This is a genomic window from Lachnospiraceae bacterium oral taxon 096 (genome assembly GCA_018141845.1).
GTDB lineage: Bacteria > Bacillota > Clostridia > Lachnospirales > Lachnospiraceae > F0428.
This window is the reverse complement of the sequence record CP073340.1, coordinates 814,877-840,966: the sequence shown is the minus strand read 5'-3', so window position 1 is coordinate 840,966 and position 26,090 is coordinate 814,877. Positions and strand designations below refer to the sequence as shown.

24 protein-coding genes are annotated in these 26,090 nt (G+C 41.0%); 1 reads left to right on the top strand and 23 read right to left on the bottom strand.

The genetic code is table 11. The annotated features are described in order from the left end of the window. Nucleotides 1–148: 148 nt before the first annotated feature. From fdhD to trpS, 10 genes are all read right to left on the bottom strand, one after another. Nucleotides 149–910 carry a formate dehydrogenase accessory sulfurtransferase FdhD gene (fdhD, locus tag J5A74_04240; protein ID QUI96521.1) on the bottom strand — a complete coding sequence of 254 codons (762 nt, stop codon included), beginning with the start codon at nucleotides 908–910 and terminating at the stop codon, nucleotides 149–151. Further along, nucleotides 900–3,647, bottom strand: coding sequence for a formate dehydrogenase subunit alpha (gene fdhF, locus J5A74_04235; protein ID QUI96520.1), 2,748 nt, complete (start codon nucleotides 3,645–3,647; stop codon nucleotides 900–902). The genes fdhD and fdhF overlap by 11 nt, the downstream gene beginning before the upstream one ends. Further along, complete coding sequence (locus tag J5A74_04230; GenBank protein QUI96519.1) at nucleotides 3,644–5,479, bottom strand: FAD-dependent oxidoreductase; 1,836 nt, start codon at nucleotides 5,477–5,479, stop codon at nucleotides 3,644–3,646. The genes fdhF and J5A74_04230 overlap by 4 nt, the downstream gene beginning before the upstream one ends. 24 nt (nucleotides 5,480–5,503) lie before the next feature. After that, entirely contained in the window at nucleotides 5,504–6,325 is an 822-nt protein-coding gene (locus J5A74_04225; protein ID QUI96816.1) for a formate/nitrite transporter family protein, read from the bottom strand. Between the two features lie 26 nt (nucleotides 6,326–6,351). Beyond that, nucleotides 6,352–7,557 (bottom strand): molybdopterin molybdotransferase MoeA, encoded by a 1,206-nt coding sequence (locus J5A74_04220; GenBank protein ID QUI96518.1) that lies wholly within the window; start codon nucleotides 7,555–7,557, stop codon nucleotides 6,352–6,354. Continuing rightward, nucleotides 7,554–8,633 carry a molybdopterin-guanine dinucleotide biosynthesis protein B gene (gene mobB, locus J5A74_04215; protein QUI96517.1) on the bottom strand — a complete coding sequence of 360 codons (1,080 nt, stop codon included), beginning with the start codon at nucleotides 8,631–8,633 and terminating at the stop codon, nucleotides 7,554–7,556. The genes J5A74_04220 and mobB overlap by 4 nt, the downstream gene beginning before the upstream one ends. Nucleotides 8,634–8,780: 147 nt before the next feature. Beyond that, the gene (srtB, locus tag J5A74_04210; GenBank protein ID QUI96516.1) at nucleotides 8,781–9,500 is read right to left on the bottom strand and encodes a class B sortase; all 720 of its coding nucleotides are present in this window, start codon (nucleotides 9,498–9,500) and stop codon (nucleotides 8,781–8,783) included. Further along, nucleotides 9,484–10,389, bottom strand: a complete 906-nt coding sequence (locus J5A74_04205; protein QUI96515.1) for a fumarylacetoacetate hydrolase family protein — start codon at nucleotides 10,387–10,389, stop codon at nucleotides 9,484–9,486. The genes srtB and J5A74_04205 overlap by 17 nt, the downstream gene beginning before the upstream one ends. Before the next feature lie 11 nt (nucleotides 10,390–10,400). Continuing rightward, nucleotides 10,401–10,880, bottom strand: coding sequence for an S-ribosylhomocysteine lyase (locus J5A74_04200; protein ID QUI96514.1), 480 nt, complete (start codon nucleotides 10,878–10,880; stop codon nucleotides 10,401–10,403). A gap of 11 nt (nucleotides 10,881–10,891) precedes the next feature. Continuing rightward, nucleotides 10,892–11,983, bottom strand: a complete 1,092-nt coding sequence (trpS, locus tag J5A74_04195) for a tryptophan--tRNA ligase (GenBank protein QUI96513.1) — start codon at nucleotides 11,981–11,983, stop codon at nucleotides 10,892–10,894. 133 nt (nucleotides 11,984–12,116) lie between these two features. Here trpS and J5A74_04190 point away from each other — a divergent pair, with 133 nt between their 5' ends. Then, nucleotides 12,117–12,611: a DsbA family protein gene (locus J5A74_04190; GenBank protein ID QUI96512.1), complete on the top strand. Its 495-nt coding sequence runs from the start codon at nucleotides 12,117–12,119 to the stop codon at nucleotides 12,609–12,611. 83 nt (nucleotides 12,612–12,694) lie between these two features. Here the strand turns inward: J5A74_04190 and J5A74_04185 are convergent, their stop codons facing one another. The 13 genes from J5A74_04185 to J5A74_04125 all read right to left on the bottom strand — a co-directional run bounded on the left by J5A74_04185 (nucleotide 12,695) and on the right by J5A74_04125 (nucleotide 26,090). After that, nucleotides 12,695–13,330 (bottom strand): flavodoxin family protein, encoded by a 636-nt coding sequence (locus J5A74_04185; GenBank protein ID QUI96511.1) that lies wholly within the window; start codon nucleotides 13,328–13,330, stop codon nucleotides 12,695–12,697. Nucleotides 13,331–13,356: 26 nt separating this feature from the next. Next, nucleotides 13,357–14,091: a DUF554 domain-containing protein gene (locus J5A74_04180; GenBank protein ID QUI96510.1), complete on the bottom strand. Its 735-nt coding sequence runs from the start codon at nucleotides 14,089–14,091 to the stop codon at nucleotides 13,357–13,359. 18 nt (nucleotides 14,092–14,109) lie between these two features. Further along, the gene (gene nrdG, locus J5A74_04175) at nucleotides 14,110–14,646 is read right to left on the bottom strand and encodes an anaerobic ribonucleoside-triphosphate reductase activating protein (protein QUI96509.1); all 537 of its coding nucleotides are present in this window, start codon (nucleotides 14,644–14,646) and stop codon (nucleotides 14,110–14,112) included. 81 nt (nucleotides 14,647–14,727) lie between these two features. Then, nucleotides 14,728–16,950 carry an anaerobic ribonucleoside-triphosphate reductase gene (gene nrdD, locus J5A74_04170; GenBank protein QUI96508.1) on the bottom strand — a complete coding sequence of 741 codons (2,223 nt, stop codon included), beginning with the start codon at nucleotides 16,948–16,950 and terminating at the stop codon, nucleotides 14,728–14,730. A gap of 198 nt (nucleotides 16,951–17,148) precedes the next feature. Beyond that, nucleotides 17,149–19,026: an alpha-amylase gene (locus J5A74_04165; GenBank protein QUI96507.1), complete on the bottom strand. Its 1,878-nt coding sequence runs from the start codon at nucleotides 19,024–19,026 to the stop codon at nucleotides 17,149–17,151. 23 nt (nucleotides 19,027–19,049) lie between these two features. Then, nucleotides 19,050–19,811, bottom strand: coding sequence for an exodeoxyribonuclease III (gene xth / locus J5A74_04160; GenBank protein QUI96506.1), 762 nt, complete (start codon nucleotides 19,809–19,811; stop codon nucleotides 19,050–19,052). Nucleotides 19,812–19,825: 14 nt separating this feature from the next. Continuing rightward, nucleotides 19,826–21,463, bottom strand: a complete 1,638-nt coding sequence (locus J5A74_04155; GenBank protein QUI96505.1) for an ATP-binding cassette domain-containing protein — start codon at nucleotides 21,461–21,463, stop codon at nucleotides 19,826–19,828. Between the two features lie 114 nt (nucleotides 21,464–21,577). Continuing rightward, nucleotides 21,578–22,771, bottom strand: a complete 1,194-nt coding sequence (locus tag J5A74_04150) for a polysaccharide deacetylase family protein (GenBank protein QUI96504.1) — start codon at nucleotides 22,769–22,771, stop codon at nucleotides 21,578–21,580. A gap of 114 nt (nucleotides 22,772–22,885) precedes the next feature. Then, on the bottom strand, nucleotides 22,886–23,104 hold the full coding sequence (locus tag J5A74_04145; protein QUI96503.1) for a cation transporter: 219 nt from the start codon (nucleotides 23,102–23,104) through the stop codon (nucleotides 22,886–22,888). 69 nt (nucleotides 23,105–23,173) lie between these two features. Next, the gene (locus J5A74_04140) at nucleotides 23,174–23,707 is read right to left on the bottom strand and encodes a CinA family protein (GenBank protein ID QUI96815.1); all 534 of its coding nucleotides are present in this window, start codon (nucleotides 23,705–23,707) and stop codon (nucleotides 23,174–23,176) included. A gap of 100 nt (nucleotides 23,708–23,807) precedes the next feature. Then, a complete protein-coding gene (locus tag J5A74_04135) occupies nucleotides 23,808–24,887 on the bottom strand; it encodes a hypothetical protein (protein QUI96502.1) in 1,080 nt (359 codons plus the stop codon). A 24-nt stretch (nucleotides 24,888–24,911) separates the two neighbouring features. After that, nucleotides 24,912–25,550, bottom strand: a complete 639-nt coding sequence (locus J5A74_04130; GenBank protein QUI96501.1) for a metal-dependent hydrolase — start codon at nucleotides 25,548–25,550, stop codon at nucleotides 24,912–24,914. A gap of 84 nt (nucleotides 25,551–25,634) precedes the next feature. Next, the gene (locus J5A74_04125; protein QUI96500.1) at nucleotides 25,635–26,090 is read right to left on the bottom strand and encodes a low molecular weight phosphotyrosine protein phosphatase; all 456 of its coding nucleotides are present in this window, start codon (nucleotides 26,088–26,090) and stop codon (nucleotides 25,635–25,637) included.

The window sequence follows — 26,090 nt, the reverse complement described above, 5'->3', positions numbered from 1 at the left end:
TTATTCTATCATTAAAACTTATAAAAATCAACACATATTTATAATTTTTTTATAAATTACTCTTAACAGTTGTTAGCCCCCATTTTTTTACAAGAAAAGTTCTCGCTCACTAATCTTTAGCAAGCGAGAACTCTTTATTTTTAAAATTCTATTTCTTGATACCTACTCTTTGAGGATTGGTATAGACATTAAAGCTTTCCCCTCTGGCAAAACCAATCAATGTCATCCCATAGTGCTCTGCAATCTTACTGGCTGCATCTGTCGGTGCTGACACAGCAATAACCATTGCTGCACCGATAATCGCTGCCTTTTCTAAAATCTCTGCAGCAATTCGTCCACTAAAGACAATGATCATCTCTTTTGTGTCCACACCATTTCTTAGCACCGCACCAAGCAATTTTTCCATTGCATTGTGACGTCCAACATCCTCTCGCATATAGAGTATCTCTTTGCCATCGGAGAGCATTGCACTGTGTACACCTCCGGTAAGTTTAAACTTTACAGAAGCATCATTGAGTTTTTTTACTAATTGATACACATCTTCTGGGCAAACCTTCAATGTGCTTGTACTCTTTTTCACTGCTCTCTTCTTTGCTGGAATCACATCGCCACTTGTAAATGGATTTGCTCTGGCAAAAATATCTCCCCTTGTGCGAACATAGATTTCCCTGGCATCATCGTCGATGGTCAAGGTCTTCACATCATCGGCCATCTCAATTTGCCCATGAAGATATAAATCGCCATAGACCAAATCATCAATGTTCCAAGGCGAACAATAAAATGTCTTTATATATTCGTCATTGACAAATAAATTGTATTCTAGTTCTGGCACAAGTTGCTTTTCTTCCTTAATACAAACATTTTTTTCATAGCAATCAGCATTCCAACTAATTCCTATATTATCTTGCATAGACTACCTGCTTTCCTGGAACATAGTCATTGGCGATCATTTTTTCCACACGCACGGTACAAACCTTATACTCTGGTGTCTTTGAAATAGCATCGAGTGCATCATTGGTGAGCCAGTTTGCACCACCAACATAGTGGAACGGCATCCAGCACTCACCAGGATTGGTCTTCTCTGACACATGTGCCCTTGCCTGAATTTTTCCTCTTCGAGAAGAAACATTGACCATATCCCTATCGGTAATGCCCAGTTTCTTAGCATCCTCTGTGTTTAACTCGATAAATGATTCCGGGGCAATTTCATTTAATCCCTCTACCTTGTCTGTCATCGCCATAGCATTGTAGTGATAGAGAATTCTTCCCGTCATCATAATCATTGGATAATCCTCATCTGGTTGCTCCATGGATGGCACATATTCTGTTGGAATAAACTTGCCCTTTCCTCTGGCAAATTTTCCAACATGTAGAATTGGTGTACCTGGCTGATCCTTTCCTCGGCATGGCCATTGAAGTCCACGACCAGCAACTTCATCGCTATCTAACCGCTCATGGCTCATTCCTGCAAAGCTTGGAGTAACCGATGCAATTTCATCCATAATCTGTGCGGCTGTCAAATGTGGCTGTGGATAGCCCATGCGATTCATTAACTCAGTAAAAATCCATGTATCAAGTCGAGTATCACCTTCAACATCAATGGCCTTTCTCACACGCTGAACACGTCGTTCTGTATTGGTAAATGTTCCCTCTTTTTCGGCAAATGAGCGTCCCGGCAAAATGACATCGGCAAGTTTTGCTGTCTCTGTCATAAAGAGCTCATCAACAACCAAGAAATCAAGGGCAGAAAGTGCCTTTAGTACATGCTTTGTATTCGGATCTGTTCGCATTGGATCCTCACCAAAGATCAAGAGTCCTCGAATATCTCCTGTGAGCATCTTGTGGAAGCATTCGGTCGCCTTTGTTCCAATATTATGATTTAATTCAACACCCCAAGATTTTTCAAATTTTTCCATAACCTCTGGAATATCCAAATTTTGATATCCTGGAAATTGTTTTGGATCTGCTCCCATATCGCAAGCACCTTGTACATTATTTTGTCCTCTCAAAGGATTAAGTCCACAACCTGGTTTTCCAAATTTGCCGACCATCATTACCATGTTGGAGAGAGAAAGAACACCCTGTGTACCTGTGTGATGCTCTGTCACACCCAAACAATACAACACTGGAGCAGCCTTTGCCTTTGCATACATTCTTGCAGCTTCTCGTAATTGATCAGCATCAATGTTACAAATTTTTGCCACCTTCTCTGGAGTGTATTCCTTTACAGCCTCTTTGACTGCTTCAAATCCTTCTGTTCTCTTTTCGATGAATTCGTGATCAATCAAGTCTTCCTCGATAAAGATATGCATCATTCCATTCGCAAAAGCAACATTTGTACCTGGTCTAAGCTTCAGGTGAATATCCGCCTGCTTGCTCAAATCAATATCTCGTGGATCAACAACAATGAGTTTTGTTCCATTTTGTACTGCCTGTCGAATTTGCATTCCAATGACTGGATGGGCATGTTCTGGATTTGCACCCACAAGCATAATCACATCCGAATCCTGTGTAATATCTGCAATGGTATTTGTCATTGCACCTGAACCTAACGAAGTTGCCAACCCGGCAACAGTAGGTGCATGTCAAACACGGGCACAATTATCTACGTTATTGCTATGAAACGCCGCTCTCACCATCTTTTGAAGCATATAGATATCCTCATTGGTTGAGCGAGAACAAGCAAAACCAGCCAGTGCCTCACCTCCATAATTTTCTTTAATCGATTTAAATTTTGATGCAACAAGGTCAAGTGCCTCATCCCATGTGGCCTTTTCAAACTCTCCTGTTTCCCTATTTTTAATCAGTGGATGGCGAATCCTTGACTCATGATCGATAAAATCAATGGAACCACTTCTTCCCTTGACACACAACAACTTATTATTGGAAGGACCATCGGCACCCATAATATCAACGATTTTTCCATCTTTGACATAGACTTCCATCTGGCATCCCGTTCCGCAATGTGGACAGGTAGTCAAAACTTTTTTGATCTCCCAATCTCTATAGTCTTTTCTTCTCTTAATGACAATGGCCCCTGTCGGACAAGCCTGTGCACAGTTTCCACAGGACTCACAATTGGTATCCTTCCAATTCTCTCCAAATGGAACCTTCACATACACTCTGGCTGCATTTCTTTCCAGCGAAAGGGCATGCCGACCAACTGCACTTGCACAAGTACTGATGCATCTTTGGCATTGGATGCAAAGACCTGGATCATAGGACAAAAATGGATGAGCATCAAATGGGGCATGCTGAACATCATAATGAGATGGTTGGAAGTTTGGCACATCCACTCCATGCTCCCTCGATGCATTTTGCAATTCACAGGCACCATTTTTCACACACTTAAAACAATTGGTCTTGTGCTCAGCCATCAATAGATGCAAGGTATTCTTTCTTGCTTCCTCTACTCTTTCTGTATGAGTCTTGATCACCATACCTTCCTTGACATTTGTATTACACGAAGTTACCAACTTATTCAATCCCTCAATTTCGACCACACAAAGTCGACATGAGCCAATCATATTGATCTTCTCTAGATAGCACAATGTAGGAATATGGATGGCATTTTGTTTACAGGCATCTAAGATCGTTTGATTTTCATCTACCTGTAACATTTTTCCATCAATTGTTACATTTATCATATATCCGTTCCTCCTTCCATTGCACCGCAACCGAAGTGGTCACAGCGCAAGCATCGACTGCATTCCTGCATGGCCTCTTCATAGGTCATTTCCTCTTCCACACATTCAAAATCTTTTTTTCTCTCAAAGGCTGGTCTCTCGCCAATCTCTGTTCTTCCGATGAGCGTACGGATGTTTTCCTTTGGCTCTGGTGATACAGCCTCACAGTGTAATTTATGATGATATCCTAGATATTCGTCAATATTATGGGCAGCAACTTTACCTGCTGCAATTGCACGAATTACGGTAGATGGTCCTGTTGCACAATCTCCGCCGACATAGATACCTGGCATATTCTCAACTTCTGTATCTAAGCCTGCCACAAAGATATTGTGCTCTGCCTTCATGCCAAATTCCTCAAATGGTGCAGAGACAATATCCTGCCCAACAGCAATCAAAATCACATCGGCATCAAAATGCTGTGTCGGCTTAGCTGCATCAACTACACCTGGTCGACCACCCCTGTAGGTTGAAATCTTCTGTGGCTGAGTGGTGAGACCACTACAAGTGCCATCCTTGTGCTTTGTGATTTCTACTGGGGATTGCAATGTCACCAAAACGACACCTTCCATAATTGCCGATTCAATCTCTGTATTGAGTGCCGTCATATCCTTTTGTCGCCTTCTGTAGACACAGCTTACTTCCTTGGCTCCGCAGCGAACGGCACTTCTTGCCGCATCCATGGCAACATTTCCTCCACCAATCACAATGACTGTCTTTCCAGTGTAATCTGGCATGTGACCATTTCCAATATCATCAAGCATCTCCACTGCTGAAAATACATTTTGTGCATCTGCACCTGGCATACGCAATGTCTTTCCCACCTGAGCGCCAATGGCAACAAACATTGCATCATGTTCTTTTTGTACTTTTGCAATCGGTATATCTTTTCCTACATTGGTGTTATAAACAACTTCCACATCTCCTGCACCCAAAATCGCATTGATATCCTCATCTAGGCGGTCCTTTGGGAAGCGATAATTTGGAATTCCGTAGCGAAGCATGCCACCGAGCTTGTCATGACTTTCATAAACTACAGCCTTATGTCCCATCAAGGCCAAGAAATAGGCACAGGTCATTCCTGCAGGTCCTCCACCAATAATGGCCACCTTTTTTCCTGTCGATGGATTTGGCTTTGGTGTCTTTACTTTATCCGCACGCATCTGGTCAACTGCAAATTTCTTTAGACCTCGGATATTAATTGGAGACTCCAACATTTTTCTTCGACATCTCTCCTCGCATGGATGCTCACACACCATTCCACAGGCCGTTGGAAATGGATTGTCTCTGCGAACCATGTTGACAGCGCCTGCATAGTCTCCCTCACCAATCAATGCAATATAGCCTGGAATATCAATATGTGCTGGGCAGAGCGAAATACATGGTACCTTCTGTGCAATGCTCTCCTCACACTTATGAAATTTAATATGATTTTGGTACTCATCTGCAAATAAATCCAATCCCTTGAGTACCTCATCTGCTGCATTCCATCCAATAGCACAATCCGAAGAATCTCGAATCATTGTCGCCATCATTTTAATATTGTCAAGCGTCTTCTGTGTCGCTGCGCCATCGACCACCTTCTGCAATAATCTGGCCACCAACGGAAGACCATCTCGACAAGGGACACATTTTCCACAAGTCTGTCCCGCTGAAGTCCTTAAAAATGACAATTGCAATGTCAATGGACAACTTCCTGGCGGATACACATCTACCTTATGGGCAAAATGTCTCTTGATCTTACCAATTTTTACATCATAACTATTTGGATCTGCAAGATATAATTTGCTCATTCTCTTCCTCCACTTTTCTTACTTCTATTTATTATTTGTCTTTCGCACATAGAGAAACCAATATACGGCACCGACGCAAAATGCACCGCCAATAATATTTCCAATGGTCACTGGAATAAGATTTGCCGTAAAGATGGTTCCTATATTTAATTTGTCAACCTTCACACCTGCCTCAACTGCTGCCTCCAAGTACTTTGGATTTGCCTTCGCCATTAATCCAGCACTTAAATAATACATATTGGCTACACTGTGCTCATAGCCACAAATAATAAAAATCATAATTGGGAAAAACAACCCTACAATCTTTCCTACAACATCCTTTGCTGCCGCTGCCATCCAAACAGCTAAGCAAACCAAAATATTGCAAGCAATACCTCTAAACAAGGCCTCTGTAAAGCTTAAACTTGTCTTTCCGACTGCTGTACTAATAATACTGGTTGCCAATGCCCCATTAAATAGCTTTGGCTGTCCAGTGAGCATCACTATAGCGGAAACCAAAATTCCGCCAATAAAATTTCCAATATAGACAATCGCCCACGCACGAAGCATCTGTGCCAGACGAATCTCTTTTTCTAATAAAGCAATGGACAGCAGACAATTTCCGGTAAATAGCTCACTTCCAGCAACTAACACCATTGCCAATCCGCCTGGAAATACCACACCTGCAACGAGCTTTGCAAGTGATGGTGCACTCACCGACACGGAAGCTGTTGTGGAAGAAATTCCTCCAATGCCAATAAACACACCTGCCAAAATGGCCAACACCAACATCCGATCCACTGGAATATTTGCCTTTTTCTTTCCAAGACCTACATAATTTTGAGCAACTTCTTGTGGTGAAAACATCATACTATATTCCTCCCTAAAAAATATTAAAACTGATAGACTTTTACCTTATCGCCAATACCAACCCTATCACTTCCTGCCGGAATTTTTGCCAAGACAGAACAAGATTCCATCGAAGATACAGATCCATTCTGTTGGTTATTTAATAACTCAAAATCAACTTCTCCATCACCAAGTACCAATTTTCCCTTTAATATGCGATTTCCTCGACTAGACTTTGGATATTCTGTTCTCATTTTGGCAAATCCAATCTCAAAACCATAATTTGAAAGGCCACTAATCCTCTTTAAATAGGGACTACACACCCACAATAGCGAAGTTGCTGCTGAACCAGGATTTCCAGAGAGACAAAAAATGGTTTTATTTTGATATCGACCACAGGTAATCACGCCCCCTGGCTTAAAATCCAACCCGTGAAATAAGACTTCTGCTCCCATACGATCAAGTACGGATGGCAAAAAGTCATAATCTCCAGCGGATACGCCACCCGTTGTTACCACTAGATCACATTCTCTCAAAGCCTTTTTGATGTTCTCCTCAATGATTTGTGGTCTGTCAACCACCACACCATAGTAGACGGGTTCTAAACCAAATCTTTGCATATAGCCCGCAATTAAATACCCATTGGTATTATAAATTTTTCCATCTTTGATTTTTTCACCCACTGGCACAAGTTCTGCTCCTGTGCATAAGATGGCCACACGTGGCTTTCTATACACCAAAACACTCGTCTTTCCCTGACCTGCAATCAAGGCCACGCCACCCTCACTAAGTTTTGTTCCCTTCTCTAATAGAACACTTCCTTTGCGGACATCTTCACCAATTTCTATAATATTGCCTGGCAAAACGGGTGAAAAAATTTTCACTTCCGTCTCTGTAAATTCCGTCTTTTCATACATAATAATGGCATCTGCACCCTCTGGAAGTTTTGCACCTGTCATAATTCTTGTTGCTGTGCCAGATTTTACTTGAAAATTTGGCACTTCTCCTGCCGCCACAACCTCATTGACCTTTAATACCACCGGCTTTTCTTTTGTGGCCCCCATGGTGTCCTCTGATCGCAATGCATAGCCATCATAGGGACTGCGCCGAAAAGAAGGCACGCTCATTTCTGCCACCACATCGGTAGCAAGAATTCTACCAAAAGCTTTCTCAAGTGCAACTTCCTCCACCCATAAATTGGATTGTATTTGATCTAGACGCTCCCACGCCTCTTTTGTCGTCGCTATCATAGTTTGATATCCTCTTCTTCCAAATGTCCCATCTTATATTCCCTTGTGATAAAGTCAGCTATTGACTCTATATCATTCGGTAAAAACACCTCCTCCTCTTTTGCAGAGAGCTCTTCCTTCGACCAATCGCTCACAAAGGCCAGGCGATTGGTCAGTTGTGCAATTGGCTCTCTTTTTGTCGCTCTTCGCACGACTTCAATCTTTTTATAATTCGTCCATTTAAAACCTTCCAATAAGATTAAATCCACATCCCGAGCAAATGTTGCTAAATTTTGTCTGCTTAGCCCTTCTCTTGTTGTCACTGAAAACTTCTCACTATCAAAAATAAGCGAAGTCTTTGCTCCTGCCATAAAAAATCGATAACTGTCTGTTCCAGGTACATCCGGTATATAGCTGTGACCGTCATGTTTTACTGTCATCACTCGAATCCCTCTCTCTAGAAGTAGTGGAATCAAATGTTCAATTAATGTTGTCTTTCCTGAGTTTTTATAGCCTGAAATGGCAATGATATGCTGTGGTTGATGCAAGGTTTGATAGTCTGCTGGCGTATTGACATTTTGATACCGCCAAGACTCCTCTCCAGCAAAAAAAACTCGATGCCGAAGTTTTTCCACAGAGTTCATCATCTTCAATTGTCCACAGGCAATGGCTTGCTCGAGCACAGGGATACAGGATTTTTTATATATCCCACAAAACGGCTGCCACCGCCCATCTTCCGTCTTTGAAATCACACAGTCCACATCTTCACTCAACATTGCCATTAACTTTTTTGCCAAACTCATTGAAAAGAGTGGGACATCACATGGCAATACAAATAGTGCATCTGCCCTTGTCTTTAAAAGTCCTGACAAAAGCCCACCCAATGGGCCAGCATTCTCCCAAACATCCTCAACCATTGGATAGTGAATTTGTGGATGACGTTCTTTCTTATCCACAGAAATTAAAATTTCAGAAAAACTTGAAAATTCATAGACTAACTTGTCAAGGAATCGCACCGCCCCAATGTGCAGCATGGCCTTCTCTCTGCCCATTCTTGTGCTCTTTCCCCCAGACAAAATCAAACAACCAATATTCACAATTTCCCCCTTCCTCTATTATTCATATACTCTATATATTACCATTTTTTTTGCAGATTTCAATATATTATTTGTAAAATCGCACAAAAAATAGCAAATAAAGTCATTTTTTTTGTTTGTTAAAACTTTAATGAGATTTTTCTAAATTTATACTTCATAGGCATATAAAATGGTTCTTGCATCATCAAACTCATAGGAACAGGTAATAAATGACCACAAAGAGCCAATATTTCCCTGTGGAAGCGAGCGAAAACTACAGCCCTTTGTCATCTCATCAACATATTGATTTAGCTCCTCATCACTGGCAAATTCTGTCCGCCTCTTTGATGCGTCAGCATCTGTATATAGACAGGCGATCGTTCTCAGATGATACTCCTTTTGTGGAGTATAAATATAGATGTCCCTATGTTTTTCAAAGAAGTCCTTGTCCTTAAATAGCACAATATTTTGAAACATCGTCTTATCTTTCATATGATGTCCATAAAAAATATTATGCCGAGAAGATAGGTCAATACGATCATCCATATCCATATAGATCGATCCGTAAGGGGTCTTTTTTCCATCTAAATCATGATGAAGATAATAGTCGTTGTCCCCATTCCACACAATGGGATAATCAATCTTTGTACCAGGAATTTTAATATAGGCAAAAATATCTTTATTTCTCTGCTTGAGTGCGGCAAAATCAATGGGTGAAACATATTGTGTTGTCTCCTGTGTTGTCCTCACAACACTTTCTACCACAATCTCTGTCCCTACCTCTTGATGCCTATTTTTTCCCATAAACCATAAAATGCCACCTGCTGCGATGACAACGATTGTTGCCACCGCTACACAGACGGCCTTTTTTCTATTCTCTAACCACATTTTTAATCTTTCCAATTCCCTCAATCTCACACACTACTTCATCGCCAGGAACTAAAAACTTTTGTGGGCTAAATCCCATTCCCACACCAGATGGCGTACCTGTGGCAATGATCGTTCCCGCACTTAAGGTCATTCCCTGACTGAGCAAAGAAACGAGCTCATCAATACTATGAATAAAATTCTTTGTGTTGTCATCCTGCCTGCACTCTCCATTGACATAACTTTTCACCTGCAAATGTGGCGGATAATCAATGCTATCGACAGTCAATATGACTGGACCCATCGGTGCAAAGCCATCTAAGCTCTTGGCAAAAAACCACTGATGATGTCGAGCCTGTAAATCTCTTGCACTGACATCATTGATAATCGTATAGCCAAAAATATAATCTTTCACTTCTTCAGGTGCAATATTTCTAGCATCTTTTCTGATAATAATGGCCAACTCACTCTCATAGTCAAGCTCCTTTGTCATATCGGAATGAGCCAAAATTTCATCCCCATCCCCAGTCACTCTCTCTACTCGTTTGGAGAAAAAAATCGGAGGTTCTTTTTTAAATTTTTCTATCTCAAATTCTTTTCCTTCAAAGCCAGCCATCTCTTTTGCATGATCTAAGTAGTTTTTCCCTATACAAATAATGTCCTGTCTTGGATATTCAATGGGTGGCAAGATTCGAATATCCTGAACTCTGGCTGCTCCAATCACAGTATCTGGATCCTTCGTCGCACTGTGTTCAATTAATTGCAATTGCGAATCTGTGATTTGACAAATGAGCTCTTCCATCTCCGTGTACTCAATCCCGATCATCGAAAGTGGAAATACCCACTCCTCATCTTGACTAAGTACACCCAAGTAGGTCTTAAATTCCACTTGATAATGTATCAACTTCATTTTTTCTTCCTCTACTCTGGGTAAATAAGTCTTGTGTTATCCATATTTTCCAGTACTTCATCCAAATATTTCTTTGCCAAGTACTTTGCCATCGGAAGGTTCATATCTCTAAAGTTTCCACAGTCCTTTGCACAAGCCCCTGGAACCTCTCCCTCAAAGTCTCGCACAAATTCAAACATCTCTTGTACAAGTGGCACAATGTCCAAAGAAGTATACTCTCCAGCCAATAATAAATAGAATCCTGTTCGGCAACCCATTGGTCCAAAATAAATAATCTTGTCGCCAAAGGTCTCGTGATTTCTCAAATAGGTTGCTCCCAAGTGCTCAATGGTGTGCATCTCGGCCGTATTCATTACAGGCTCAAAATTTGGTCTAGTCATTCGAAGATCGAAGGTGGTCACCACTTGATTGCCAACCGCATCCTTTCTTGAAACATAAACTCCTGGCAATAACTTATTGTGATCGATGGTAAAACTTGTGATTTTTTTCATCCTGTCCTCTCCTATTCTGCTCTCTTATATTTTTCAGCTTGAGAGCGAATCAATTCTGCATCATCGAAATAATTAATTCTCATCGCATTCTTTACTTCACTCAAGGTTTGGGCCGCAATGGCTCTGGCTTCCTCTGTGCCCTTCTTTAAAATCTCATACACCGCCGGAATATCTTTTTCATATTCTGCACGGCGTTTTCTGATTGGCTCAAGCTCCTCCTGCAAAATCGCGGTCAGAAATTTCTTTACCTTGACATCGCCAAGTCCACCCCTTGTGTAGTGATCCTTTAATTCCTGCAAATTCGCATAATCTGGCAAATAACGTGCAAAATGCTCCTCTCTGCTAAATGCATCGAGATAAGTAAATACTGTATTGCCTTCCAAATGTCCTGGATCAGAAACCTGAACATGCAGTGGATCTGTGTACATGGTCTTAATCTTTGCGGCAACTTCATCTGCTGTATCGGAAAGATAAATACAATTGCCCAAGGACTTACTCATCTTTGCCTTTCCATCAATTCCAGGAAGACGAAGGCAGGCCTTATTGGTTGCAATCAATGCCTCTGGCTCCACCAAAACTTCATCATAGGTAGCATTGAACTTCCTTACGATTTCTCTTGTCTGTTCAATCATCGGCAATTGATCTTCTCCCACAGGAACAGTCGTTGCCTTAAACGCTGTAATATCTGCGGCTTGACTAATTGGATAGGTAAAAAATCCAACAGGGATACTTGCCTCAAAATTTTTTTGTATAATCTCGGCCTTTACGGTTGGATTTCTTTGTAATCTTGATACCGTCACTAAATCCATGTAATAGAAAGTCAATTCGCAGAGCTCTGCAATTTGCGATTGAATAAAAATGGTTGACTTTGTTGGATCAAGGCCGACACTCAAATAGTCGAGTGCGACTTCAATAATATTTTGTCTAACCTTCTCTGGATTATCAAAGTTATCCGTCAATGCCTGTGCATCCGCAATCATAATCATTGTCTTTTTATATTCACCAGAATTTTGCAATTCTACTCTTCTCTTTAATGAGCCAACATAATGCCCCACATGAAGCCTTCCCGTTGGTCGATCTCCTGTAAGAATAATCTTCTCCATCTATTATCCATTCTCCTTCATCATTAAAAATGCTTCTATTATGATAACACAAATGATACATATTGGCTAGTTGGAGAAGATTTGTTATAATAAAGCTAGTAACTATGACCATAAAATTGATAAGGAGAAAACAATGAAAAAATTAGAAGTATATTTTGATTATGCCTGCCCATATTGTTACAAGGGATTACAGGAGCTTTCTTCACTCTTAAAAAAATATCCAGATACCAAAGTAGAATACATCCCTTGTGAGGCACATCCAAGACCAGAACCTGCACCGATTCATTCTGACCTTGCTGCACAAGTAGCTTGTTACTTACAGGAGAGGGGACTGGATATTGCAAAGTACAATGACCTTGTCTACCATGCACATTTTGTTGAAAAAAGAAGAATTGATGACCCTGCACTTTTGTGTGAATTTGTTTCTCTTTGTGGTGCAGATGCCTCTGATGTCTCTTCTTCACTCAAGGAAAATGTCTATGCAAACCAAGTCGTTGCCAACAACAAACGAGTTTGGGAAACCCTCGCCTTTGAGGCTGTGCCAAGCTATCGCTTTGGAGACAAAATTGCGGCTTCTGGTGGCGGATTACTTGTCGATATTCATGAAGTCGAAGAGTTAATCAAATAGCCGCCTTCTAAATAAAAATACAATCATTGACAAATAATGGGAGGGTGTAACTCATTTTGAGTCACACTCTCCCCGTTTCAAATCTAGCGAATAAAGTTTGTCATTACTTTTTTCTCTGTCTCAGGATATGGAATGCCCTGCTCCTTGGCAAGTGCAAAACTTCTCATCATCCAAATCATATTTCTGGCAAGATTTCGCATAGTCTGCATTCCTTCTTCATCCTCCTTGGCCTCACTGGCCTCATAGCCATGACTAATATTCCAATAAGTTGAACCCGCCACAGGCATCTGCGAAATTCCAAAGTATTTATTCAAAACATCAAATGAAGCTGTAGTTCCTCCTCGTCTAGCAACTGCAATTGAGGCTCCTGGCTTAAATGCAAATGGGCTATTTTTTCCCTTTGGTGCACTAAAAAATACACGGTCTAAAAATGACAAAATTCTTCCACTTGGATGTGCATAGTACACAGGTGTGGCAAATACAAAGCCATCGGCATCCTTTGCCTTTTCCACAAAGTGATTGACCTCGTCATCATTGAACACACAGCGATTGTGCTTAAAGCAATATCCACATTGAATACAATCTTCCATTGCCTTGTTTCCAAGCTGAATAACTTCTGTATCAATATGTTCTGCTGCAAATACATCCTGCATCTCTTTGACTAGCTGCATTGTTGTCCCATCCCTATGGCTACTGCCATTGACAAAGATTACTTTCATTATTTACTTCCTCCTACTTTTGATGCCTAGCGAGCAATGATTGGCATAACCACATTTACCCAAAACGCACTCACAGGCATAACTATAATCATTGCAGGAATCATATCCGCCGTCGGAAACATCTTTACCTTAATCATCCGAAAGCCTGTCGCCAACAAGAGCACGCCACCACATGCCTTAAAGTCATTAATCATTGTCGGTGTTGTTAGCGGATAAATAACACCTGCAAGTACATATAATAGCATAAAAATAATAAATTGCGGAATAGCAATAAAGGAAACTACCGGTCCGAGCAGACAGGCAAAAATCATTGAGGTAAAGAAATCTAAAATGGACTTAGAAATTAAGATGGTCGAATCCCCGGTCATTCCAGAGACCATTGAGCCATAAATTCCTGTTCCACTTGCACAAAATAAGACAATAATGGTTATTAAGGTAGAACGAAATTCTTCCTCTGAAATATTCGATTCCTTTTTCTTTATAAACCTTCCAATTCCTTTCTCCATCATCTCTCCGCCCTTGGCAATCCACTGTCCAAAGTGAATGGCCATGCCAATCGCTGTTCCCACAACCACAGAAAAGATCACAGCTGACAGATTCTCCATCAGCATAATGCTAGAAATTCCCATCGTCATTGCACCCGCACCAAAAATCATATTCATATTTTCTTTAAACTCAAGACTCATCTTATGTCCCAAGAGACTTCCAACTATTCCACCAAAAATAATCACGAGTGCGTTACTAATAATTCCAATTGGCATTTCTCTCCCCCCTCTTCTTTATCCCTTTTCTCCATAGGGACTGAGTACAATACTTCCGCTTTTCCTAGTTGCTCGCACATCAATGACTCTCTGATTAGAAGAGCCTCGAAAACGGAGGCTGACATCCTTTTTGTCCTGCTCAAACTCACCATCCACCAGCACATCAATCATAGAAAGAATCGCTTCCGTATCCTCACTGTGGCACCTTGTATTATTTTCGTCTATCAATTCCTCCCATGTATAGCCCGAATAAATCCAAATATTTTTTTCTGGAAGTTCTCGCTTAATCCGCTCAATAAATGGGCGAAGCTCCCTTTGATTGACCACTTCCATGGGCTCTCCACCAAGAAAGGTAAAGCCTTCAATATAGGGAAGATTGCTCTCCTCAATCAGTTTATTTTGCACATAGGTTGTGAATTCTTTTCCATACTGAAAATCCCAAGCGGCCTCATTAAAACACCCCTTACAGTAATGTGTGCAACCCGATACAAATACACTTGTGCGACATCCCGGGCCATTGGCAATGTCACACAGAAATATTTGAGCATAATTCATCTTTCTTCTCCAATCAAGGAGAGGTCGGCAAAGCACCGACCTCTCCTATTCTTCTTGTTATTGTGACTAATCTCTATCCTTCTATACTGCTGAGGAATGAGAAAGATTTCCCTTAATCGAAATATCACTCAATGTCGACAGATGCATCACTCTGTCCTTAATTTCCTGTGTTCTTCCTTGGTTCCAGAACTGTGTTCCAATGTATCCACAGGTGCGGCGTGCTACATTGAGCTTTGACTGATCCCTGTTGCCACATTTTGGACATACCCAGACAAGCTTTCCATGATCATCATCAATCTTAATTTCACCATCATATCCACAGCACTGGCAGTAATCTGACTTAGTATTTAGCTCTGCATACATAATATTTTCGTAGATAAATTGCAATAAGCTCATCACTGCGTCAATATTGTCCTGCATATTGGGAACCTCTACATAACTAATCGCTCCACCTGGAGAGAGCTTCTGGAAATCGCTCTCAAACTTTAACTTTGTAAATGCATCGATTTCCTCGCCCACATGCACATGATAGCTATTGGTGATATAACTCTTATCCGTAATTCCCTCAATTACACCAAAGCGCTTTTGCAAGCTCTTAGCAAATTTATAGGTTGTTGACTCAAGCGGTGTGCCATAGATGGAGTAATCGATATTTTCCTTTTTCCTCCACTCCTTACACTTGTCATTCATCTTTTGCATAATGGCAAGGGCAAATGGCTTTGCACAGTCATCAGTATGACTCTTTCCTGTCATATATTTTACACATTCGTACAACCCAGCATAGCCAAGGCTAATGGTTGAATATCCGCCATAGAGAAGTTTATCAATGACCTCGCCCTTTTTTAATCTAGCAAGTGCACCATATTGCCAGAGAATTGGTGCCACATCTGATGGTGTACCCAATAATCTCTCATGACGAGCACGTAAGGCCTTGTGACAAAGATTTAATCTCTCCTCAAAGATTTCCCAGAAGCGATCGACATCGCCACCACTTGAAAGAGCGACATCGACAAGATTGATGGTCACCACACCCTGATTAAATCGACCATAGTACTTTGCCTTGCCATTTTCGTCCACATAGGGTGTAAGAAAACTTCGACAACCCATACAAGTGTAGCAATGTCCCTCACCATTTTTGTCCACCTTTAATTCCAGCATCTTCTTCTCGGAGATATAATCTGGAACAAGACGCTTTGCCGTACATTTTGCAGCAAGCTCAGTCAAGTGATAGTACTTACTTCCCTTTTTGATGTTGTCCTCCTCAAGTACATAGATCAATTTTGGGAATGCTGGTGTAATCCAAACGCCTGCTTCATTTTTTACGCCCTGATGTCTTTGGCGGATCATTTCCTCAATAATCATCGCCAAATCTTCCTTTTCTCTCTCGTTCTTTGCCTCGTTCAGATACATAAATACGGTGATAAACGGTGCCTGTCCATTGGTGGTCATCAAGGTCACAACCTGATACTGAATGGTCTGTACACCCTTATTGATCTCTTGGCGAAGTCGTTTGTCAACAATCTCATCCTTTCTCTCTTGGCTGACAGACAGTCCCTCCATCTCCTCTTCAACCTGTGCACAAATCTTTTTTCTGCTGACATCCACAAATGGAGCTAGATGAGACAATGAAATACTTTGACCACCGTATTGGCTAGAAGCCACCTGTGCAATAATCTGCGTAGCAATATTGCAGGCCGTCGAAAAGCTATGTGGCTTTTCAATAAAGGTTCCGGAAATGACGGTTCCATTTTGTAGCATATCCTCAAGATTGACCAAATCACAGTTGTGCATATGCTGTGCAAAATAGTCGGAGTCATGAAAATGTAAAATTCCCTGCTTATGTGCCTCTACAACATCGGCAGAAAGAAGAACTCTCTCGGTCAAATCCTTAGAAACTTCGCCCGCCATATAGTCTCTTTGCACACTGCTGACGGTCGGATTTTTATTGGAATTTTCTTGCTTTACCTCCTCATTCTCACATTCGATGAGAGATAAAATCTTTTCGTCTGTTGTATTGGCCTTGCGCTTTAGGCTCTGGACATAGCGATAGGTGATGTATTGTCTAGCCAGTTCAAATGCCCCCGCTGCCATAATATGGTTCTCGACCATATCCTGTATTTCTTCCACGCTCACTGCACGCCCAATATTTTTGCAAACCTCCTCTACATCTGCTGCAAGCTCTGTAATCTGCTCCTTGGTCAATTTCTTGTCATCACTGACTGTGGCATTGGCCTTATTCACCGCCGCAATAATCTTTGTGATGTCAAACTCCACCTCTGACCCACTTCTTTTGATTACTCTCATCTTCATTCCCTCCAAAATCTAAAAGTACCATCCCCATTGGTACTATTGATACAAAAAAATAATAGCTACCGACTACTTCAAGTAGCTATTCGGTAGCTATATTATAGGTTCTCTGGATGGGTTTCGTCAATTCGTAAAAACGCCAAATCACTGTATCTAGTTTTAAACTTCACAATCAGCCACAACATATAGTATCTACTAGCTTTTCTTGTTGCCATCCTCTATAGTTAATAACTTTTTGCGTTTTGGTACTTTTGTCACCTTGACAAGATTAAATGCCTCTTGGCTGACCAAAATCTTTATACTTCTTGGTGGCATAGAAATGGCCGCTCCAACAGGCAAAGGCAGAGGCAAAAATCCAGTTTCTTGAGTTGTATCGATAACCACATGCCACTTTTGATTGGTCTCTGGATGAGGTAGATCAAATTTATGACTCTCCCAATGCATATTGTAGAGAACATAGATGCTTTGATCCTCATTGTACTTTCCAAAGTAGAGCACGCCAAGTTGTCTTCTCCAATGCTCTGTCCGTGGCTGCCAGACATTGACGCCGTGATAGGAGATATCCGGCTTTCCATATCCTTTAAAGTCCATCAATCTTGGTGCTTCCTTTGCACAAAACGCTCGATGTGCCTTCCGAAAAGCAATCAGCTTTTGTACAAACTTTAGTAATTCCTCATTTTTGTGACTCAATTTCCAGTCAATCCAAGAAATTTCATTGTCCTGACAATAGGCATTGTTATTGCCCTTCCTCGATTGACCAAATTCATCCCCTGCCACAATGCAAGGAATCCCCTGACTCAAAAATAGGAGTAATAATGCATTCTTTATCTGCTTCTTTCGAAGGTTGAGTACCCCCTTCTTTCTCGATACTCCCTCTGCACCACAATTCCAAGAGTAATTATAATCACTGCCATCTCGATTGTCTTCGCCATTGGCTTCATTGTGCTTAATATCATAGCTGACCATATCCTGCAAAGAAAAGCCACGCACATCGGCCATATAGTGAATTGGCCAAATTCCCCCCTGGCGATCTTGAACATGAAACATCACTCGCTCAAGCATACCCTCATCGCCCTTTAAAAACTTTCGCATATCCACAAGGAAATTATCATTAAATGTGGATAGATGTCCGCTTCGGTCAATATCTTGTGGATAGTACTGAGCAATAATTTTTGTTCTCTTTAAATAGGGATCCTGTGCAATCAATTCCAGTGGTGCTCTTCCTGTAATATGTATGCCATCCAAATGAAATTCTCTCACCCAATAGCGAAGTGCTCCAAGGACATAGGTTTGTATCTCACTGCCATCAAAATAAAACTCAACGATTACTTCAATTCCAGCCCTGTGCATCTCTTTGACCAGTGTCTTCATCTCATTGACTGCATTTCTTGGGCGTTTCTTTGAAAAACTTGCCTTTGGTGCGTAGTGACAGGCCCTAGTATATCCCCAATAATTGATCTTTCCTGTCGGCAAATCATTGCCATAGGGATCTCGCCGATCTGGCATCATAATTTCTTCAAACTCCTGACAGGGCATGAGATCAATCGCGGTAATGCCCAGTGTCTGAAGATAATCTATCTTTTCTACAATTCCTGCAAATGTACCTCGTTGCACACATTTACTCGATGCTGACTTTGTAAAGCCACGCACATGTAAGCGATAAAGAATGGTTTCTGATTCTGATCTATGTAAAGGCTTATCCCCCTCCCAATCAAAATCCTCCTGATACAGTGGACTTCTCTTTTGATTATGCACTTGATCTAATTTTCCCCATGCATCTCTTCCAGAAAAGCTCTTTCCACAGGGATCTGCAAATATGTGCTCGCCGTCAAAGAAGGCATATTCCATTGTTTTTAGTGCTTTGATATCATCAACCTTTACACGCATATTCCAGACATCACCCATTCGATATTCCAGCGGAAAATCAAGTACTTTCACTGCATTCTTTACATTTCTCTCGTACAAGACCATACTACATCTTGCACCGTGAGAAATGGCACTGGCTACAAAACCATCGGCCAGCATTTCTATCCCCATCTCATGGTTATACCCTTCCAATATCTCGATGTCCATCTTATTGCCTTCTTTCCTTCCTGTTACTCAATATCCATAACGACCTCTACAGGGCAGTGGTCAGAACCAAAGATTTCCTGATGAATTTTTGCATCAACAATCTTGTCCTTTAGTTGATCGGACACAATAAAGTAATCAATGCGCCAACCCACATTTTTGGCTCTGGCTCCCCCCATATAGGACCACCAGGAATACTCTCCCTCTTTGTCAGGATAAATGTGTCGAAAACTATCGGTAAACCCAGAGGAAAGAGCAATATCCATCTTGTTTCTCTCCTCCTCTGTAAATCCTGCATTTTTTCGATTGGTCTTTGGATTTTTTAAATCAATCTCTCTATGGGCAACATTTAAATCGCCACAATAAATCACTGGCTTAATGCGATCTAATTTCTTTACATAGTCAAGAAAAGCATCCTCCCAAAGCATTCGATAGTCAAGACGCAATAGATCTCTTTTTGAATTTGGAGTGTAGCAAGTAATCAGATAGAAATCTTCATACTCCACTGTAATGACACGCCCTTCCTTGTCATGCTCTTCTAAGCCAATCCCATAACTGACAGAAATAGGCTTGACCTTCGTAAAAATGGCCACACCAGAATAGCCTTTTTTTTCTGCATAATTCCAGTAGTCGTAATATCCAGGCAAATCTAGTTCAATTTGCCCCTCCTGCAATTTTGTCTCCTGCACACAAAAGACATCTGCATCAATATCACGAAAAAAATCTAAAAATCCCTTGGTCACTGCGGCACGCAGACCATTGACATTCCAAGAAATGAATTTTTTCAAAACAAAATACTCCTTTAATCGTCAGCTTCTTCCTCAGCACCCACGGAGAAAGTAAATCTCTTTCTTGCCATCTCATCCGAATCAAGATACTCATCATAGGTGGTAATCTTATCCACAAGTTTTCCATTGATAATTTCCATAATGCGATTGGCTGTGGTTTCCACTACCTGATGGTCACGAGAAGAAAAAATTAACACACCACTAAACTTAATCAATCCATTGTTGAGTGCTGTAATGGATTCCATATCTAAGTGGTCTGTTGGCTCATCGAGCATCAAGACATTGGCTCCACTAATCATCAACTTTGAAAGCATACAGCGAACTTTCTCTCCACCTGATAAAACCTTTACACTCTTTACGCCGTCCTCACCAGCAAAGAGCATACGGCCCAAGAATCCGCGCACATAGGTGGCATCCTTATTTTCTGAATACTGGGTCAACCACTCTACAATCGTCTCATCTCCAGAGAAGTCCTTTGTGTTGTCCTTTGGAAAATAAGACTGTGTTGTCGTCAGTCCCCACTTATAACTTCCCTCATCTGGCTCCATCTCTCCTGCCAAAATCTTAAACAATACCGTTTTTGCACGCTCATTTGGTCCAACCAATGCCACCTTGTCTGTGTTATTGAGTACAAAACTAATGTTGTCAAGCACCTTTACGCCATCAATGGTCTTTGAGAGATTTTCCACAGTCAACACTTCATTTCCAATCTCACGATTTGGTCGAAAATCAATATAAGGATACTTTCTTGAAGATGGACGAATGTCATCGAGCTCAATTTTTTCGAGTGCTCTCTTTCTTGATGTCGCCTGCTTTGACTTTGATGCATTGGCAGAAAAGCGCTGAATAAATTCCTTCAACTCCTTAATCTTTTCTTCCTTCTTGCGATTGGCCTCCTTCATCTGGCGAATCATCAACTGACTTGACTCATACCAAAAGTCATAGTTTCCTGCATAGAGCTGAATCTTTCCATAATCGATATCAGCAATCATTGTACAAACCTTATTGAGGAAATAGCGGTCGTGTGAGACAACGATTACGGTGTTTTCAAAATTAATCAAAAACTCCTCAAGCCAAGCAATCGCATCCAAATCTAAATGGTTTGTCGGCTCATCGAGAAGCAAAATATCTGGATTTCCAAAGAGTGCCTTTGCAAGCAACACCTTGACCTTCATTGCACCATTTAATTCCTTCATCAAAGAATAATGAAACTCTGTGTCCACGCCCAGACCATTTAATAGATTGGCTGCGTCGGACTCGGCCTCCCAACCATTCATTGTGGCAAACTCTCCCTCAAGCTCTGCCGCCTTAATTCCATCCTCATCAGAGAAGTCCTCCTTCATATAGATGGCATCCTTCTCCTTCATAATATCATAGAGCCTTTGATTTCCCATAATCACGGTGTCAAGAACGGTAAAATCGTCATATTTGAAGTGATCCTGCTCCAAGAAGGAAAGTCTCTGTCCTGGAGTAATTACAATATCTCCGCTGGTCGACTCAATCTGTCCAGATAAAATCTTTAAAAATGTCGATTTTCCTGCACCATTAGCTCCAATCAAGCCATAGCAATTCCCTTCGGTAAATTTAATATTTACATCCTCAAAAAGAGCTTTCTTTCCAATTCGCAATGTAACCCCATTTGCACTAATCATAATCTTCTTCCTTTCTCTTCTACTAGCAAAAAAGAGGACAGATGCCATCTGTCCTCTTTTTGTGGCCTACTCCGTTTTATTGTAGCGTAAAACCCTGTATTTGCCTAGTATTTTTTATTTTGGTCGAAATGAACCATAGTTGTGTCCAGCCTTCAATCCACCTCTTGTGCTTGCAAGTTCAGACACTGTCACAAGTTGATAACCTCTTCTAACTAGCTCTGGAACAACCACTTCCACAGCACCTGGAGTAGAATCTTGAAGATCATGCATCAAGACAACATCTCCATCCTTGATATTGTTTAAAATCGCATTGATCGTTGACTGTGTATTTCTTGTCTTCCAATCGAGTGTATCCAAAGACCAGATAATGACAGGGTAACCAAGACCATTGATCTGTCCCTGAATATTCTTGTTTAAGTCGCCATATGGTGGACGCATTACTGTCGGATATTGACCAACAGCCTTGTAAATATTTTCGCTGGTGGTCATAATTTCCTTTTCCACTTGCTCAGGTGTCAACTTCGTCAACTGCTTGTGATCATAAGTGTGATTTCCAAGTTCATCCCCATCTCTTACCATTCTCTCCAAGAGATCCTTTGAGTGATCATCCACACTCTTTCCAACCATAAAGAATGTTGCTCGTGCATTGTACTTTTCCAATACAGTTAAAATTCTCTCTGTGTTAGCTCTCTTTGGACCATCATCAAAGGTAAGTGCAACCATTGGCCTTGATGGATCAAATGAACCTAAGTTCTTTGAACCAAAGACATTATCTGCTGGTGCTGGTGCACCCTTTCTTGTCATGGCCACAGCAAGTCCTTCGATTTGAAGTCCCTTGCCCTCTGTGCCAGCAACCTCTCCATTCTTCTTCCAATCAGACCATTCCTTATTTTGATATACCTTGTAGTACACATCATAGTGAAATGCCAATTGTCCGTTGACTTCCATCTTAATTGCTTCCATTGGTGCACCATTTTGATCGGCAGCACCGATCTCTGCACCATTTTCTACCCAATCTAACCAGCCCTGTCCGCTAGAATTTATAGAATAGCGAACCGTTCCTGTCATATAGCTTGGCTGTCCTTCGATGGCAACACGAACTGCTGATGGAGTGCCCTGCCCCTGTTGATATGCTAACTCCTTTGCCTTCTTCCAATCAGCCCAACCGCTCTGTGAATAAAAAAGCTGTGTCGAGATATTTGGTGTCACACTGGCCTGTGCTGTCAATTTCGGTCCCATCACAAAGACGACCAAAAATGCAAACATTGCCATTACAAAGGACATTATTCTTGATTTTGTCTGTGTCACTTTCCTTCCTCCTTATTTCTAAAATCACTACTCAAGATTATATCATAGCACAAAATAAGGATTGGTAAAGTAATTATTTTTTTAATTTACTTACAATTTAGTAAATCTTATTTCCTATAAGAAGATTTCGCAATCAGCTTCTGCCTTCTTGCAATTTTCTCTCACCCTCTCCATTACTTCCTGTGGATTGGCACCCTCAGCGAATTCCACCTTCATCTTTAATGTCATAAAGCTCACAGACGCATCCAAAACTCCCTCCGTCTTTTTTGCTGCATCTTCCATCTTTAATGCACAATTTGCACAGTCTACATCAATTTTATAACTTTTCTTCATCTTTGATTCCCTCCAGATATTTCATAGATTCATTGTATATTATAAACAATTAAATAATTGCTTAATTATTTATAGAATACTGCATTCCCTTTCATCTGTCAAGATTTGTATCAGATGAATATAAATATTTTCTGCTACCATCATCTTATAGGATAGACGAGAGGGCTGTGGTTTGATTTCAAGATCAAAACTTTTTACTCCTCTCTCTGTTGCAATGGCAAAATAGACCTTTCCTAACTCAGAATTTTCTCGATTTTCGGGATCAATATTTCCCATCGTCCCTGTCACACCCACACCAATATCTGCCTGATAAAACCTTTTGCAGGACAGTGCCATTTCCTCTGCTGTCTCCTTCGAGTAGACAGAATACTTTTCAATCACCTCTTTTGGCACACCCATTTTTATTTTTGCTTCATTAGAGTAGGTCACCATTGCACCCTTTATAATTTGAGATGCTCCCTCCGTGTCTGTGATCAGTGATGCAATCTGTCCGCCCGTCGCACTCTCCATTGTCGTTATCGTTTTATTTCTTTGAATCAAAGTCCTAGTCAAATTTGCATAATCTTCTCTTACTTTTTCTTCAAAGTGTTTAAAATCTATCATGGTTTTCATGGTTTTCATGGCTTTCATGGTTTCCATCCTTTCTAAACTCCCTTCTCCATATAAAAAATGTGCAGCCATCGACTGCACATCCCTTACCTTTCTAATTTGACTTTGCCTGCAAAGATTGTTTTTCAGAAATGTCCTTTGACAATCTCACCCAGGCAATGCCCAAGACAATAACAATAATAATTCCCATATATCCAAGAATTGGATACATAATCGATACCAATGTCTTAAATCCAAAGAAACTACAAATATATCCCAATACAACCAGTGCAATCAAGATTATCCGCATCTTATTGACACTTCCACCATCAAATCTTCTTGCTGTCGCAAAGTACAAACTAAATGTTGTATTAAAGATCAAGGCAAAAATAGTGATGGCATAGATCAGGGCAAAAATTTTATTGATGCGATTGACAATGACAAGCATTGGAATATCGGCATCCTTAACGATGTCCAAATGGGCAAATAGTGAAGATGCTGCTGCGATCACAATCAATCCCACAATAAATCCACCCAAGGCACCACCAATTTTTGCTTCCTTAATTCTCTTTTCGGAACCACCCATAACAAAGGCCATCGACACACCATTGACTGCACAGAGAGCGAAGTAATTAATCACGGAAACGACCACATTGTTGGTTGCCGGTCGAATGCTCTTTGCCACCTCATCCAGTCTTGCATAGTCATAGCTCTTTCCCACAAAGGTATACACAGTAATAATTGCAATCATAATGACAATCAATGGAGTAAAGACACCAATAACTTCCAAAATGCGTTCAAAATCCAAAAAGGCAACAACAATAATAAGTGCCGAGCAAACGAATCCACCCACAAAAAATGGAAGATGAAATTGCTGACGCAAATTTGACCCTGCTCCTGCAATCATTACAAAGGACATCGCAAACCCTGTAAACACTAAAGTAATATCAATTAACTTTCGAATAGGTGTTGGTGCAATTTCTTTCAGTACATCGTCATGATGCTTTGCCTGAAAATAACTCCCCAAGGTAATGGTCACCAGTCCAAACAATGTATTGAGTATCCCCAAGACCACAATACCCATCAGTCCCTTTCTTCCAAAACTTAGGAAATATTGCATAATATCCTGCCCCGACGACAATCCAGCTCCAATAATGACGCCCACATAGGCAAATGCTATTTTTATTGCTCTCATCCAATTCCCCCTTTTTTACTTCGTCTATCGATGTAGAAAACCGAGCAATGCATCTGCCATGTGAAATACTGGTCTTGAAGTAAGTACAAACAACACAACGGCCATCGTTGATACATAAAATAAGATCTTGTTCACTATCCCATTGGCTGAACACCAGTGTAGGCAAAATCCCTTCCCTACAGGCCAAAAAAACTTCTCCCTCTTTCGATTAAAGACATCAATAAACATATGCGACATAAACCCAACCATAAAGTATGGCGTCATATCAGGAAAAATAATGTATACACAAATACTCAGCATTGCCAATGCCAAAAATGAGTGCATAAACGACCGATGCGGTTGTTCCTTTCCAAAGGCACAAATCATCAAAAAAGCCAACGACCCAATAATCACCCGTGCAATATTGCTATTGGCCATCAATCGACGATAAATTCCCACTCGAAAAATAAAATCCATCACGACCACTGCAGCAACCATGATAACCGCCACCACTAACATCCGATCTACCTGTTCATGTGCATCCGATGTCTCAACATCAATATCACAAATTGTTCCTCCAAAAGCAGCAAGCCCTGCACCTGCAATTAACATCGGCATTGTCTGTGGTCTACAAATAGCAATCCCTGCGGCCATTCCCACCGAAAAATGTGTCTTCCCTAGCATTATTTTCCTCTCTGCGTCAAAACTTTATCTATGACTTCTATTTTAATGCAAAAAGCCATTTTCGGCAATCTTTATCCACAATCTTTAGTGCAAAATTTCTGTCAAAAGCCCTGTACATCCCTCCCAAATGTCTTCAAATGCCTCTTCAAAATCTCCTGTATACCAAGGATCGGCGACTTCAATATTCTCTCTTCCTGCAAAGCTAAGCAATAAATGGACCTTTTTGCAAACATCCTCTCCAACAATGCGATGAACATTTCTAATATTTTGCTTGTCCATACAGATCAGATAATCATACTCCCCATAGTCACTCTCTGTGAGCTGTCTTGCCCTGTGCTCCACACATGGAATATGCCTTTTTTTGAGTTCCTCCCTCGTCCCATGGTGCACTGGACTCCCACATTCTTCATTGCTCGTCCCCGCTGACGCAATCACAATATTTTTTTCTTGATGCACACGCTTTACCAAATAGGTCATTACACTCTCCGCCATTGTGGAGCGACAAATATTGCCATGACAGACGAAACAGATTTTTATCAT

Bases quoted from the DNA above. Each gene is read 5' to 3' on its own strand.
- J5A74_04135 (QUI96502.1), bottom strand. From the start codon at position 24,887: ATGAGAGCAATAAAAATAGCATTTGCCTATGTGGGCGTCATTATTGGA.
- J5A74_04225 (QUI96816.1), bottom strand. From the start codon at position 6,325: ATGTTTTCACCACAAGAAGTTGCTCAAAATTATGTAGGTCTTGGAAAG.
- fdhD (QUI96521.1), bottom strand. From the start codon at position 910: ATGCAAGATAATATAGGAATTAGTTGGAATGCTGATTGCTATGAAAAA.
- J5A74_04165 (QUI96507.1), bottom strand. From the start codon at position 19,026: ATGGACATCGAGATATTGGAAGGGTATAACCATGAGATGGGGATAGAA.
- nrdD (QUI96508.1), bottom strand. From the start codon at position 16,950: ATGAGAGTAATCAAAAGAAGTGGGTCAGAGGTGGAGTTTGACATCACA.
- srtB (QUI96516.1), bottom strand. From the start codon at position 9,500: ATGTGGTTAGAGAATAGAAAAAAGGCCGTCTGTGTAGCGGTGGCAACA.
- J5A74_04125 (QUI96500.1), bottom strand. From the start codon at position 26,090: ATGATAAAAATCTGTTTCGTCTGTCATGGCAATATTTGTCGCTCCACA.
- J5A74_04205 (QUI96515.1), bottom strand. From the start codon at position 10,389: ATGAAGTTGATACATTATCAAGTGGAATTTAAGACCTACTTGGGTGTA.
- J5A74_04230 (QUI96519.1), bottom strand. From the start codon at position 5,479: ATGAGCAAATTATATCTTGCAGATCCAAATAGTTATGATGTAAAAATT.
- J5A74_04145 (QUI96503.1), bottom strand. From the start codon at position 23,104: ATGAAGAAAAGTTATAAAATTGATGTAGACTGTGCAAATTGTGCATTA.
- J5A74_04190 (QUI96512.1), top strand. From the start codon at position 12,117: ATGAAAAAATTAGAAGTATATTTTGATTATGCCTGCCCATATTGTTAC.
- J5A74_04220 (QUI96518.1), bottom strand. From the start codon at position 7,557: ATGATAGCGACGACAAAAGAGGCGTGGGAGCGTCTAGATCAAATACAA.
- trpS (QUI96513.1), bottom strand. From the start codon at position 11,983: ATGGAGAAGATTATTCTTACAGGAGATCGACCAACGGGAAGGCTTCAT.
- J5A74_04180 (QUI96510.1), bottom strand. From the start codon at position 14,091: ATGCCAATTGGAATTATTAGTAACGCACTCGTGATTATTTTTGGTGGA.
- J5A74_04140 (QUI96815.1), bottom strand. From the start codon at position 23,707: ATGATAGATTTTAAACACTTTGAAGAAAAAGTAAGAGAAGATTATGCA.
- J5A74_04185 (QUI96511.1), bottom strand. From the start codon at position 13,330: ATGAAAGTAATCTTTGTCAATGGCAGTAGCCATAGGGATGGGACAACA.
- J5A74_04130 (QUI96501.1), bottom strand. From the start codon at position 25,550: ATGCTAGGGAAGACACATTTTTCGGTGGGAATGGCCGCAGGGATTGCT.
- nrdG (QUI96509.1), bottom strand. From the start codon at position 14,646: ATGAATTATGCTCAAATATTTCTGTGTGACATTGCCAATGGCCCGGGA.
- J5A74_04155 (QUI96505.1), bottom strand. From the start codon at position 21,463: ATGATTAGTGCAAATGGGGTTACATTGCGAATTGGAAAGAAAGCTCTT.
- J5A74_04200 (QUI96514.1), bottom strand. From the start codon at position 10,880: ATGAAAAAAATCACAAGTTTTACCATCGATCACAATAAGTTATTGCCA.